The organism is Pseudactinotalea sp. (assembly GCF_048594945.1).
Classification (GTDB): Bacteria; Actinomycetota; Actinomycetes; order Actinomycetales; family Beutenbergiaceae; genus Pseudactinotalea.
On sequence record NZ_JBMDXJ010000043.1, the window covers coordinates 1 to 13,865 of the forward strand.

At 70.5% G+C, this 13,865-nt stretch carries 9 protein-coding genes and 1 pseudogene; 5 read left to right on the forward strand and 5 right to left on the reverse strand.

Annotation, left to right across the window (positions count from 1 at the left end; translation table 11 throughout):
- Positions 1-458 (forward strand): annotated as a pseudogene (locus ACOJSN_RS02025) (hypothetical protein); the annotation flags it as partial.
- 188 nt (positions 459-646) lie between these two features.
- On the opposite strand, the gene glgP reads toward ACOJSN_RS02025, so the two are convergent.
- On the reverse strand, positions 647-3,241 hold the full coding sequence (glgP, locus tag ACOJSN_RS02030) for an alpha-glucan family phosphorylase (protein WP_420110839.1): 2,595 nt from the start codon (positions 3,239-3,241) through the stop codon (positions 647-649).
- 126 nt (positions 3,242-3,367) lie between these two features.
- On the opposite strand from glgP, the gene ACOJSN_RS02035 reads away from it, so the two are divergent.
- Both ACOJSN_RS02035 and glgB read left to right on the forward strand, forming a co-directional pair.
- Complete coding sequence (locus ACOJSN_RS02035) at positions 3,368-5,383, forward strand: maltotransferase domain-containing protein (protein ID WP_420110840.1); 2,016 nt, start codon at positions 3,368-3,370, stop codon at positions 5,381-5,383.
- 74 nt (positions 5,384-5,457) lie between these two features.
- Positions 5,458-7,659 carry a 1,4-alpha-glucan branching protein GlgB gene (glgB, locus tag ACOJSN_RS02040; RefSeq protein WP_420110841.1) on the forward strand — a complete coding sequence of 734 codons (2,202 nt, stop codon included), beginning with the start codon at positions 5,458-5,460 and terminating at the stop codon, positions 7,657-7,659.
- Between the two features lie 121 nt (positions 7,660-7,780).
- On the opposite strand, the gene ACOJSN_RS02045 is transcribed toward glgB, so the two are convergent.
- Genes ACOJSN_RS02045 through ACOJSN_RS02055 form a run of 3 tightly spaced genes read right to left on the reverse strand, consistent with a single transcriptional unit; the run spans position 7,781 to position 11,182 of the window.
- Positions 7,781-8,707: a tetratricopeptide repeat protein gene (locus ACOJSN_RS02045; RefSeq protein WP_420110842.1), complete on the reverse strand. Its 927-nt coding sequence runs from the start codon at positions 8,705-8,707 to the stop codon at positions 7,781-7,783.
- 19 nt (positions 8,708-8,726) lie between these two features.
- Positions 8,727-9,752 (reverse strand): hypothetical protein, encoded by a 1,026-nt coding sequence (locus ACOJSN_RS02050; protein ID WP_420110843.1) that lies wholly within the window; start codon positions 9,750-9,752, stop codon positions 8,727-8,729.
- A complete protein-coding gene (locus tag ACOJSN_RS02055) occupies positions 9,749-11,182 on the reverse strand; it encodes a hypothetical protein (protein WP_420110844.1) in 1,434 nt (477 codons plus the stop codon). Before ACOJSN_RS02055 ends, ACOJSN_RS02050 begins: the two co-directional genes overlap by 4 nt.
- A 177-nt stretch (positions 11,183-11,359) precedes the next feature.
- Between ACOJSN_RS02055 and ACOJSN_RS02060 the strand changes: the two genes are divergently transcribed.
- Entirely contained in the window at positions 11,360-12,769 is a 1,410-nt protein-coding gene (locus ACOJSN_RS02060; protein WP_420110845.1) for a hypothetical protein, read from the forward strand.
- A gap of 13 nt (positions 12,770-12,782) precedes the next feature.
- A complete protein-coding gene (locus ACOJSN_RS02065) occupies positions 12,783-13,202 on the forward strand; it encodes a hypothetical protein (protein ID WP_420110846.1) in 420 nt (139 codons plus the stop codon).
- A 3-nt stretch (positions 13,203-13,205) separates the two neighbouring features.
- Here ACOJSN_RS02065 and ACOJSN_RS02070 read toward each other — a convergent pair.
- On the reverse strand, positions 13,206-13,865 hold a 660-nt coding region (locus tag ACOJSN_RS02070), incomplete at its 5' end, for an alpha/beta fold hydrolase (protein WP_420110847.1).

Consider the following 13,865-nt stretch of genomic DNA (forward strand, 5'->3'; position numbering starts at 1 on the left):
TCTCACTGCTTGACTCCGCTCTCAACCGCGAGCGCCTGGATCCGGCACAGCTGCCGGACGTACGCAACGGGATCCGCGGCCGCCGGGGCGCAGCGGCGGTGCACGAGTGGTGGCACCTGATCGACGAACGCTCCGAGTCGCCGCTGGAGACCCTCGCCAGGCTCGACTCCTACGATCACGGGCTCCCACCGGAGGAGCTCCAGCTGATCGTCACCGACAGAGACGAGAACGTCCTCGGACGCGGAGATCTCGGGTGGCGGGGACGGCGCAAGTGGGTCGTGGCCGAGATGGACGGTATCGAGGAGCACAGCAAGCCCACGGCGCTTTTCGGCGACCGAACGCGCCAGAACGCCATGCAGAATCGCGGTTCGTTGATCATGCTGCGCTTCACCAGCAAGGATGTTCGCGCCTCGGGCACGATCCCACGAGACGTGCGAGCTGCTCTCCTCGAGGCTTGAACGGCTCCATCCTGACCTGCCTGTCCCCGGCTGCCCACGGATGCCGAGCGCGCGCTTCGTACCGCTTCCCGCTGCCGAATGCGCGGAACGTGGCGTTCCCGCGCTGAGACCGGCACTTCCGCGCGTTCGGCAGGTGAGGATGTGGGCGGCGTGGGCGGCAACTAGGGCGTCGCCCCCCAACGTGCTCGTCAGGCGTTCGTGACCAGCGCGAGCTCCGTCGGGGCGGCGAGGTCGGCGTGCTTCGGGACGATGCGGACCGCGTAGCCGAACGGGCCGGCCTGCTGCAGCGTGAAGGCGCGGGCGAACTGGTGGCGGCCGCCCTCGTAGGTGTCGGTGAGCTCGAGCGAGGCGGTGCCGAAGTCGGCGATCTCGTCGTTGTCGGCGACGAGGCCGTAGTTCATCTGGACCTCGACGTCCGACGGCGCCAGGTCCCCGAGCGACACGAACGCCTTCACGGTCACGTGGTCGCCCACCTTCACGGCATCGTGCAGCCCTTCGGACTCCACGTGGTCCACGCGCACCGACGGCCACGCAGCCCGCACCTTCGCCTTCCACTCGGCGAGCTCGACGGCGCCTGTGTGACCGGGGCCGTCCGCATCGCGGTAGGACAGCGCGACCGGGGCGTAGAGCTGCTCCACGTAGTCGCGGACCATCCGGGTGGCCTGCACCTTCGGCCCGAGGGTCGCGAGCGTGTGCCGCACGTTCTCGAGCCAGTGCAGCGGCAGCCCGTGCTCGTCGCGGTCGTAGAACCGCGGCGCCACAGTGTTCTCGATGAGGTCGTACAGGGCGGCGGCCTCGAGGTCGTCGCGCCGGTCCGCGTCCTCGACACCGTCGGCGGTGGGGATGGCCCAGCCGTTGTGGCCGTCGTACATCTCGTCCCACCAGCCGTCGAGGATCGACAGGTTGAGCGAGCCGTTGAGCGCGGCCTTCATCCCGGAGGTGCCGCACGCCTCGAGCGGGCGCAGCGGGTTGTTCAGCCACACGTCGGTGCCCGGGTAGAGCGTCTGCGCCATCTCGATGTCGTAGTTCGGGAGGAACACGATCCGGGTGCGCACCTCGGGGTCGTCGGCGAACTGCACGAGCTTCTGGATCAGCCGGATCCCCTGCTCATCGGCCGGGTGCGACTTGCCGGCGACCACGATCTGGATCGGCCGCTCCGGGTCGGTCAACAGCTTCCTCAGGCGGTCCTGGTCACGCAGCATCAGCGTCAGCCGCTTGTACGTGGGGACACGGCGAGCGAACCCGATCGTCAGCACGTCGGGATCGAGCACGTCGTCGACCCAACCGAGCTCCGCGGGCGAGGCGCCGCGCCGCAGCCAGGACGCACGGACACGCTTGCGCGCATCCTCAACCAGGCGCTCCCGCATCATCCCGCGCAGCCGCCAGAGCGTGTCATCGTCGATGCCGCCCTCGGCCTTCAACCAGCCCTGCCCGTCGGCGAGCTCGTCACTGCTGAAGTGCTCAGCCTGCGCCTCGGCGAACTGTGGGTCCACCCAGGTCGGCGCGTGCACGCCGTTCGTGACGGAGCCGATCGGCACCTCGCTGACGTCGAAGCCCGGCCACAGCGGCGCAAACATGCCGCGGGAGACCGTGCCGTGCAGCTGCGCCACACCGTTGGCCTTCTTCGCCATCCGCAGCCCCATGACCGCCATGTTGAAGATGCCCTCGCCACCGCCCTCATAGCTTTCGGCACCGAGCGCGAGCACGCGGTCGACCGGGATGCCCGGCAGCTCGGCAGCGCCGCCGAAGTACTGCGCCACGAGACCGGCGTCGAACCGGTCGATCCCTGCCGGCACCGGCGTGTGCGTGGTGAACACGGTCCCCGAGCGCACGGCCTCGAGCGCAGCGTCGAACGAGAGCCCCTCCGCCTCGACCAGCTCACGCATGCGCTCCACCCCGAGGAAGCCCGCGTGCCCCTCGTTGCAGTGATACACCTCGGGCTCCGGACCGTCGGAGAGCCGGGCGTGCAGCCGCAGCGCCCGCACGCCACCCATCCCCAGCAGCAGCTCCTGCTGCAGCCGGTGCTCGCTCGTGCCGCCGTAGAGCCGGTCGGTGACGCGCCGCATCGCGTCGTCGTTCTCGGGCACGTTCGAGTCGAGCAGCAGCAGCGCCACCCGCCCCACGTCGGCCCGCCACACCTGCGCGTGCAGCTCTGCGCCGCCGGCGAGCGCCAGCGTCACGCGCGCCGGTGTGCCGTCGGGCTCACGCAGCAGCGTCAACGGCAGGTTGTCAGGGTCCAGCAGCGGGTATGTCTCCGACTGCCACCCGTCCCGCGTGAGCGACTGCCGGAAGTAGCCCGCCCCGTAGAGCAGTCCGACGCCGATGATCGGCACTCCCAGGTCGGACGCGCTCTTGAGGTGGTCACCCGCGAGGATGCCCAGCCCGCCCGAGTACTGCGGCAGGGCGGCGGTGATCCCGAACTCGGCCGAGAAGTACGCGATCGCGCGCGGCAGCTCCGCCTCGCCTGCGGACGCGCGGCGCGACGCCTCCTGCTGGTACCAGCGGGGTTCGCTGAGATAGGTACCCAGATCGGCGGCGAGACCCTGCACCCGAGCCACGAAGTCGCCGTCGTTCGCGAGCTCGGTGAGCCGCTCGGAGGTGAGGGCACCCAGCAGCTTGACCGGGTCCCCGTGCACGTCCTCCCACAACGTCGGGTCGATGGACGCGAACAGCTCACGCGTGGGGGCGTGCCAGGACCAGCGCAGGTTGAGCGCGAGGTCGTCGAGCGCGCTCAGCGCCTCGGGCAGCACGGTCCGTACGGTAAATCGGCGGATGGCTCTCACGCGCCGGAGTGTAACCATCCCACGTTGCCTCGGCATATCCGGGATGTGGCCGACTCCACACGGCTCGGAGCGCCCTCGCGCACCGCCGGTTCTCGGTAGGTTCAAGACGTGATCGAGGACAGCCCCATGCCCACTCCGTACGCACCGATCGGGCGGATCCCGGTGATCGATGTCGGCCCGCTCGCCGAAGGTGGCCGATGGCCCACCAAGGCCGTGGTCGGCGAGGTGGTGCCGGTGCGCGCGACCGTGTTTCGCGAGGGTCACGACGCCGTGGCCGCCACCGCCGTGCTCGTTGCCCCCGACGGCTCCGACCACACCAGCGTCCGGATGCGCGACATCGCACCCGGCCTGGACACGTTCTTCGCCCAGGTGGTCCCCGACGCGGAGGGCCTGTGGGGGTTCCGCGTCGAGGGCTGGTCCGACCCGTACGGCACCTGGGCGCACGACGCAGGAATCAAGATCCACGCCGGCGTCGACGTCGAGCTCATGCTCGTCGAGGGCGCTCTGGTTCTCGAGCGCGCAGCGAACACACGGACGGGATTGATTGTGCCCACCGAGGCGGAGCGCACCGTTCTGCTCGATGCCGTCTCCGCCCTGCGTGATGAGTCCCGGCCGGCGGGCGCCCGCCTGGCGGCGGGCACCTCGCCGGAGGTGAAGGCCGTGCTGGAGCGCACGCCCTTGCGGGACGCGATCTCACCGAGTGCGACGTACCCGCTGCGGGTGCAGCGACCGCTCGCGCTCTGCGGCGCGTGGTACGAGTTCTTCCCGCGCTCCGAGGGTGCGGCGAAGGATCCAGACACGGGCGCGTGGACCTCCGGCACCCTGCGCACGGCAGCGAAACGGCTGCCCGGCATCGCTGCGATGGGCTTCGACGTCGCCTACCTGACGCCGATCCACCCGATCGGCACCACGAACCGCAAGGGCCGCAACAACACGCTCACCACCCTCCCGGGCGACCCCGGTTCGCCCTACGGGATCGGGTCAGCCGAAGGCGGGCACGACGCGATCCACCCCGAGCTCGGCACCGTGGCCGATCTCGACGCGTTCGTCACCGAGGCCAAGCGGCTGGGTCTGGAAGTGGCGCTGGACATCGCACTGCAGGCCTCCCCCGACCACCCGTGGGTGGCCGAGCACCCGGAGTGGTTCACCACGCGCGCCGACGGCACGATCGCCTACGCCGAGAACCCGCCGAAGAAGTACCAGGACATCTACCCGCTCAACTTCGACAACGACCCCGAGGGGATCTATGTCGCGATCCGCGACATGCTCGAGCACTGGGTCGAGCACGGGATCACCGCGTTCCGGGTGGACAACCCGCACACCAAGCCGCTCACGTTCTGGGAGCGGCTGCTGCGCGAGTTCGACGACACGCACCCCGAAGTGATCTTCCTCTCGGAGGCCTTCACCAAGCCGGCGATGATGCGCACACTGGCGACGATCGGGTTCCACCAGTCGTACACGTACTACGCATGGCGCAACACCGCGGCCGAGCTGGGCGAGTACCTGCGTGAGGTCTCCGGTGACCTGGGAGCGGTGATGCGCCCCAGCTTCTGGCCCACGACTCACGACATCCTCACGCCGTACATGCAGCAGGGTGGCATCCCCGCGTTCGCGATCCGCGCGATCATCGCGGCGACCGCGGTACCCACCTGGGGGATCTACTCCGGCTACGAGCTGGCCGAGTCGATCGCACGCCCCGGCGCCGAGGAGCAGATCGACAACGAGAAGTACGAGTTCAAGCCCCGCGACTGGGACGAGGCAGCGCAGCGCAACGGCCTCACCGCGCTCCTGACCCGGCTCAACGAGATCCGGCACCAGCACCCGGCGCTGCAGCAGCTGCGCAACCTCACTGTGCACGGCACCACCGACGACGCAATCCTGTGCTTCTCCAAGCGCATCGCCCCCGAGCACGCCGCCGACGGCGTGGGCGAGACCGTGATCGTGTGCGTCACCACGGACCCGTACACCACCCGGCAGGGCCACCTGCAGCTCGACATGTCGGCGCTGGGGCTGGAGGTGGGTGAGGAGTTCGTGGCACACGACGTGCTCTCGGGACAGACGTTCTCCTGGGGATCGAGCCCCTACGTGCGGCTCGACCCGCACGGGGGTTGCGCCCACGTCGTGGTGGTGGAGCACCGGTGAGCGGGCGCCATGCAGCCCCGGACGAGGGATCCACGCCCGTACCCTTGTCGGACACCTCGAGCGAGGAGGATGCGGTGACCCAGAACCCGGGCTCGGACCCCGGCGCGACCCCCACCCCGGTCTCGGTGCCTGCACACGTGCTCACCGCCGTCGCGCAGGGACTCCACTTCGCCCCGCACGACGTGCTCGGACCGCACCAGCACGAGGGTGCGGTGACGATCCGAACCGTGCGTCACGGCGCGGACGCGGTCACTGTCCTCACGCACGAGACGAGGATCCCGGCCCAGCACGAGCATGACGGGGTGTGGACCGCCGTCGTGCCCTCCGACGAGGTGCCCGAGTACCAGCTCGAGGTCACCTACGGGGACCGGACGGACGTCGTCGACGACGGCTACCGCTACCTACCCACGCTCGGCGAGGTCGATCGACACCTGATCCGCGAGGGGCGGCACGAGCGGCTGTGGACCGTGCTGGGCGCGCACGTGCGCCGGTTCCCGACCGGGTTCGGCGAGGTCACCGGTACCTCGTTCGCGGTGTGGGCGCCGAACGCGCGCGCGGTGCGTGTGGTCGGCGACTTCAACGGCTGGGACGGCCGTGCGACGTCGATGCGCTCGCTCGGCGACAGCGGGATCTGGGAGGTGTTCGTGCCGCACGTCGGCAAGGGCACCCGGTACAAGTTCGAGATCGTCACACCCGACGGCGCATCGCGTGCGAAGGCCGACCCGATGGCACGTGCCGCCGAGGTGCCGCCCGCGACCGCCTCGGTGGTCACCGAGTCCGAGCACACCTGGACCGACGACGCCTGGCTGGAGCGGAGGCAGCAGGGCGATCCTCATCAGGGCCCGATGAGCATCTACGAGGTGCACCTCGGCTCGTGGCGGCAGGGCCTCTCCTACCGCGAGCTCGCCGACCAGCTGACCGAGTACGTGACCTGGATGGGCTTCACGCATGTGGAGCTGCTGCCGGTGGCCGAGCACCCGTTCGGCGGCTCGTGGGGCTACCAGGTCACCTCCTACTACGCGCCGACCTCCCGCTTCGGCTCGCCCGACGACTTCCGCTACCTGGTCGACACCCTGCACAACGCGGGCATCGGCGTCATCCTCGACTGGGTGCCTGCGCACTTCCCCAAGGACGGGTGGGCGCTCGCCCGGTTCGACGGCACGCCGCTGTACGAGCACCCCGACCCGATGCGCGGCGAGCAGCTCGACTGGGGCACGTACGTGTTCGACTTCGGCCGCAACGAGGTGCGGAACTTCCTCGTGGCGAACGCCGTGTACTGGCTGAGCGAGTTCCACGTGGACGGGCTGCGCGTGGACGCGGTGGCCTCGATGCTCTACCTCGACTACTCGCGGCAGCCGGGTCAGTGGCGTCCGAACGTGCGCGGCGGCCGCGAGAACCTCGAGGCGATCCAGTTCCTGCAAGAGACGAACGCCACCGCGTATCGCACGAATCCCGGGATTGTGATGATCGCCGAGGAGTCGACCGCGTGGCCGGGCGTGACGGCTCCGACCTCCGGCGGCGGGCTCGGGTTCGGGCTGAAGTGGAACATGGGGTGGATGAACGACACCCTCCGCTACATGGCGGAGGAGCCGATCAACCGCCGCTACCACCACGGCGAGCTGACGTTCTCCCTGGTGTACGCGTTCTCCGAGCAGTACGTGCTGCCGCTCTCGCACGACGAGGTGGTGCACGGCAAGGGCTCGCTGCTGCGCAAGATGCCCGGCGACCGCTGGCAGCAACTCGCCGGGGTACGCGCCCTGTTCGCGTACATGTGGACCCACCCGGGCAAGAACCTGATCTTCATGGGCGACGAGTTCGGGCAGGACGCCGAGTGGGCCGAGTCGCGCTCGCTCGACTGGTGGCAGGGCGACGATCCGCAGCATGCGGGTGTGCGGCTACTGGTCCGCGACCTCAATCGGGTCTACCGCGAGCATCCGGCGCTCTGGGCGAACGACTTCAGCCACGCGGGCTTCCAGTGGCTCGAGGCCGGCGACGGCGACCACAACACCATCTCCTACCTCCGCCTCGGCGAGGGCCAGATCGTGGCCGTGGTGGTGAACTTTGCCGGCAGCGCCCACGAGGGCTACCGGGTGGCACTCCCCCACGGCGGCGACTGGGTCGAGCTGCTCAGCACCGATGACGTGCAGTACGGAGGGTCGGGCGTGACCAACACCGGCCGTATCACGGCCCAGGAGTTCGCCTGGGCCGGCCGCAGCCACTCCGCCGAGGTGCGCGTCCCGCCGCTCGGCGCGGTCCTGCTCACCCCCGCCCCCTGAGATTCAACGCTCTTCCGGCACAGCAAGGGTTTCAACGCTGTTCCGGCATCGTCCGTCGGCGATGCCGGAACAGCGTTGAGTGTTGCTCAGTGCCGGATCAGCGTTGAAAGTTGCTGGGCCTTCAGTAGAGGGCGATCGCGAGGTCGCGGCGCGCCTTGAGCACGGCGGCCTCGGCCGGGTCGGCGAGGAGGAACAGCTCCACGAGCCGCGCCCGTGCGGCCTCCTTGTCGTCTCCACCGCTGGACCGCACCGCAGCCAGCAGGCGCGCGTAGGCGGCTGCGGCCTGGCCCGTACTGACCTCGACGTCAGCGGCCACGAGCTGCGTGGCCACGTCGCCGGGCGCGGCGTCCCGAGCCGCGGTCAGCGCTGCCATCGGGTCGACGCCGTCGAGACGGCGCATCAGTTCGACCTGAGCGAGCAACGCCTTGGCCTCGTCGTCGGCAGGGTTCTGCTTGAGGGCCGCCTCAAGGCCGGCCGCGGCGTCATCGAACGAGCCGGTCTCGATGGCGTCGTAGGCGGCCTGCAGGTGCGGCGGCAGCGGCGGCTCCTCGGGCTCCTCGGGGGTCTCCGGCTGCTCCTCGACGCTGATCGTACCGGTCACACCGTTCTCGCCGGCCACGCGCAGCAGCTCGTCGAGGACGGCCTGGATCTGCTCGGCGGGGTGGTCACCCTGGAACAGCGGCAGCGGCTGACCCTTGATCATCGCGAACGTGGTGGGCAACGCCTGCGCCCCGACCGCCTGCGCGATCTGCGGGTTCGCGTCCGCGTCCACACGCGCGAGCTGGAACTTCCCGCCGGCACCGGCAGCGAGCTGCTGCAGGGTCGCCGACAGCTGCGTGCTCGCCGCCGATCGCGAGGAGTACAGGTCCACGACCACCGGCACCGTCATCGAGGTGGTGACCGCCTGCTGGAAGGTCTCCGCCGTGATCTCCACGACGACACCCTGCGGAGCTGCCGCGTCACCTCCCCCCGGCGTCGGAGCGGGCTTGGACAGCGCCGAGAGATCGACGGCGCCGCGCAGGTTGAAGCCGGAAGGAGGCTGGGTCATCACTGTCCTCGTGTGAGAGCTACTCGGTGGTGACGGTGTCGAGCACGCGTTCAGCGCCGAGCACCTGGATCTGGGCGTCGTCTGCGTCCGGTGGGATGTAGAACGCGACGCTCATATAGTAGGTAGCGGTCACGGAGGTCTCGACGTCGATGCCGTCGTCCTCGCCCGCGAGTGCCGCGATCTCGCCGCCCACGGTCATCTCGGAGTCATCGATCGTGCGCTCGTAGGTCTGGTCGGAACGCAAGGCGCCGATGACGATCGCGCCGCCGTCGGAGGTCTCGAGTGCGACCGGGTCGAACTGCCGGAGCTGGAAGGTCTCCGTGTACTCGCCCGCGTCCTCCACCGATTCGCTGATCGCCTCGCGATCCTCGGTCACATAGGTGCGGAAGATGTCCTCGGCGAAAGCGTCGGCGACGTCGCTGTCGTCACCGTTCTCGAGCAGGTCGGCGTACCCCTCGATCGCCTGCTGTGGGCTCAGAACGAGGCCGTCGGCGTCAGGGGCCACCTCGGGGCTCCCCTCGGCGGGGATCGCCGTGGCCGGGGTGGTCACCTCGGGCAGCAGCCTCACCCAGGCGAAGAGGTGGTAGTCCTCGCGCGGGTCGTCCTGCTCCAGCCCCAGCAGCAGCGGCGTGTTCATGCCGTCGGCGATGGTCGTGAACACGAACACCCGCTTGGGCCACTCGTCCTCGTTGCTCACCACCACGACCTGAGGGTCCGTGGTCAGCTGCTGGAACGTCGTAGCGTTGTCCGAGTCGGCAGTCGCCGCGGCGAGCCGGTACTCGGCCTTCCGCGTGTGCATCGCAGGCCCGTCGATACGGGGTCGGATCTCGTTGACAGTCCCTGCCTCGTCACCCGCCTCGATCGCGGCACCGATCGCATCGAGCATCCGGTCGATGCGGGGTTCGTCGAGCGCCGGCTGCGGCCCCTCGGGAGCCTGCTCCGCCTCGACCTCGGGCACCGGGATCGCACAGCCTGCGAGCACGGCGGTGGTTGCCGCGGCGAGAGCGCCGGCGCGCAGGAGACGGTCACGAAGACTGCGGCTCATCGGTCACCCTCCTTCGGCTCGGTCTCGGCATCGGAGCCCATCCCCCAGGTCTGACGCCAGGAGGCGCCCCACTCCTGCGGGCCGTTCTCCTCCTCCTCGGGTCCGGACGCGGCGGTCGGCGACGGATCGACCGCCTCGGTCTGCCCATCGGGCTCGACCACCGGTTCGGTCGGGTCCGGAGCTTGTTCGGCCCCGGCGGCCGTGCTCGGTACGTCCTTGCGACCGGCGCGGCGGCGCCACCACGGCTCACGCGAGGACGTCTCCACGCCCGACGGCGCGGCCTCCTCCGTGGTGTTATCGCCGTGGTCGGTGGCCGGCTCCTCAGGGAGCTCCAGCCCCGCGGGCGTGGTGCGCTCGCCTTCGTGCAGAAGCGGGCTCACTGCACCGCCCCTCACCCAGGCGTCGAGCTCACCGGCGCGGTCATCGGCGCTCTCAGGGCCCTCGGCCGGTGTCGCGGGCTCTGCCGGACTCTCGGCCGAGGTCGCTGCCTCAGCCGGCACCACCGGGATCGTCTCGGTCTCACCCTCGCCCGAACCGCTGCGCTTCTCGGGTCGTGAGCCACGCCGTCGGGCCTCCTCGGCGAGGCGGATCTCGCGGCGGGTCAGCGGCCGATCACCCTCGGGGGTGATCGCGACCGGGGCCTCGGCAGGTGCCGCGGCCGCAGCGGCCGCAGCGCGGCGCGAGCGCCGCTTCTCGGCGTCGGTGAGCAGCTGCAGGATCAGCAGTCCGAGGCCGAGGACGAAGAAGACGCTGCCGAGGATGACCCCCGGCTGCACGAATGGCGTCTCGACCTCGCGGTCCCACGTGAGCTCGATCCGCGGCGCCGGCTCTGTGCCGTCGGTCGCGACGAGCATCACCCAGCGGCCGGGGATCGCTGTCCAGGAGTACTCCAGCTCGCCTGTGCCGGTCAGCTCTTCCACCCACAGGTCCGAACCACTCGGGTTGGGCACGGTGTCGGCGGGAGTCTCCTCGTCGGCGGGCGTCTCGCTCTCGGTTGCCTCGTCAGTCGGGTCCTCGGTCACCTCGTCGGTGGCCTCGTCCGTCGCCTCGGTCTCGCCGGCGCTGGGGTCCTCGGTCGGCTCCTCGGTTGCGGCGTCGCGGGAGTCGGTGTACGAGAGCGTCTCCCAGTCGGTCAGCCCGCTGACCTCCCAGTACGGGGCGTCGCCGATCCAGGCGCGCACGTCGCTCTCGCGGGCCATCGCCATGACGATCGGACTCTCGGCGCTCGCGCCGACGATCCGGACGTCCACGTCGTCGTCGACGGCGTTGAGCACCCCAGGGGCCGTGATCACCAGAGGAACATCAGGGGTCGCCGGCAGCGTCAGCGTCACCCGGTCATCGGGTCGCCAGATCGTGCCGGAGGCGATGGCTGCCCCGATCGTGCCCAGTCCGAGCACGATGAGCACGATCGCGAAGATCCGTCTCACCACGTGCTGATTCTTCCCTGCTGTCGGTGTGGTCAGCGGTTGCGCTGGCCGCCGACTAGGGTACGTGACCGTTCTGTGACTTTCGCGTCCGAACGGCCCCTCGCGGCATCGGATCGTGTGACCCCGGCTACTCTGAGGGCGCTTTTCCCATGGATTCACCGACACATGTAGGAGCACGACGTGGCTGACGAGACCGCCCAGTTCCCGGTGGTGATGCGCGGTTACGACCGTGCCCAGGTCGACCAGAAGCTGCACGAGCTTGAGCGGCGGGCCGAGGAGGCACGCGCTGCTGCGAGCACCTCAGCGGCCGCTGAGAAGCGGCTCGCAGCCGAGCTTGCCGAGGTCAAGGACAAGCTCGCCGAGGTGGAGTCCCCGAGCTACACCGGCCTCGGGGTGCGCGTCGAGCAGCTGTTGCGCTCGGCGGAGGAGCAGTCGGCCGATGTCGTGGCGCAGGCCAACTCCCAAGCCGCCGATGCCACCGCGAGCGCCCGCGAGGAAGCCGCGGCACTGACCGAATGGGCCGAGCGTGAGGCTGCCGAGATCCTGCGCCGGGCTCGCGCGCAGGCCGAGGAGATCGGAACCGCGGCGAAGCGCGACGCCGATGGTCATCTCACCGACGCCCGCCGCCGCGCGGAGGAGTTCGTCGGGTCCGCCGAGCGTGAGGCCGCCCGGATCCACAGCACCGAGGCCGCTACCCGCGCGGAGAAGGTCGCCGGGCTCGAGCGGCTCCTGGGTGGCCTGCGGGCTACCACCGAGCGTGAGATCGGTGAGCAGCGGGTCGCGGCCGAGCGCGAGGCACGCACCCTGCTCACGCAGGCACAGGAGCAGGCGGAGGAGATCGTCACCTCGGCGCGGACGACCGCGACCGAACTGGTCCGCAATGCCACGGTCGAAGCCGATGGCGTCAAGGCCGAGGCGATGCGCCTCAAGGAGGACACCGAACTCGAGCTCGTGCGCGCACGTGAGGACTCCGAGCGGGACGCCACCGAGCGCCATGCGCTCGCGAAGGCCGAGGTCGACAACGTGCTGAGCGAGGCCGCCAAGCACGCCCAGGACGCTGAGGGACGCCTCGCGACCGCGCTCTCTGCCGCTGAGAAGGTCCGGGCCGAGGCCGAGCGCGAGGCCGACGGGTTGCTCGATGAGGCCCGGACCAAGGCTGAGTCGCTGATCGACGAGGGCCGCGCGCGCGCCGAGAAGGAGCGCGCCGAGGTTGCCGCGCAGATCGAAGCCGACCGCGCCACGGCGCAGGGACAGCTCGACGACCTCCACCACCAGCGCGAGGGGATCAGCGCCTATCTCGACGAGCTGCGTTCGATGCTCGGCTCGATGTCCGGCGCCGCGAGTGCGGCGCTCGGGTTGACTCCGCCGACCGGACCCTCAGCGGACCCTGCACCCGAGCCGCAGCCCGAGCACCCGACGCCCGAGGGGCAGCCGGCACCAGATCCTGAGCCAGTTCCGGAACCCGAGGCGACGGCCCAGGGCGAGGCGAGCACCGCCGTCGGCGATGACGAGGACGGCTCCGCGACCGAGGAGCAGCCGGAGAGCCCGGCTGATGACACGGTGATCATCCCGCCGGTGCGGAACGAGTGAGGTCCGCCGGCGCGTGACGGAGGGCACGGACTGGGCGCGGCAGCGCACCGAGGCGGCGAAGGAGCAGGAGCGGCGCCTGCACGCACGGCACGAGGTCGAGCACGCCAAGGCGCGCGCGATCCTGGCCGAGTTCGTCGAGGTGGCACGGGAGCGGCTGCCCACCGAACGGCTGATGGTCAAGGGATACGGCGGCCGGGGCAGCGCGCGCAGTGATATCGAGGGCTGGTACCTGCGGATCGACAAGACCGTGGGGCTCGGCACCGGCGGATCGTTCTACGTGCTGACCGCGCCGCTGAGCATCCTCGACCGCGTCCGCGGCGTCACGCTCACGCCCACGCCTCCCCCGCTCGTGATCGGGGCCGGCGGCAAGGACGGCGACTCGATCGAGCTCGTCGCAGCGCTGGAACGCCTGCTGCCGGGTTGGCGCAGCTGACCTTCAGGCGGTCGCGCGGGCGTAGAGGTCGGCGAGGGCAGCGGCCACGGCGTCGGGTTGCTCGAGCGCGGCGAGGTGCCCGGAGCCGGCGACCTCGGTGACCTCGACGCCGAGCGCCCGCGCCATCGCTGCAGCATCCGTGGCGGACATCAGCGTGTCCTCGGCACCGCGCAGCACGAGCGCGGGCACCGTGTCCGGGAGCGCCTGGAGCGCGTGAAGCCGGTCGGGCCGCTCGGCCATCGACCGCTGTGCCCACACGAGTCCGGCCAGCGGTGCGTTACGTAACTGCTCACGCAGCTCATCGACCATCTCGACGGCGAGGCGAGAGTTGCGCGTCGCCTCACCCAGGAGTCCCTCGAGCATCGGGACGGCCACCTCGCGCTCACCTCGTTCGACCGCCGTGACCATCTCGAGACGCTTCGCGCGGGCGGGCTCCGGGTCGGCGCTCGCCTTGGTGCTGAGCAACCCGATCCCGGCGAGCAGCTCGGGCGCCTGCTCGGCGATCGCCATGACGAGGTAGCCACCCATCGACAGGCCCGCGACCACGGCACGATCGACACCGAGCCCACGGATGCCGTCGACCACCTGCGCCGCCACGTGGTCGAGGCCCGGCTCGCCGGCGGGGGTGCCGCCGAAGCCGGGGGCATCGACCAGAACCACCGG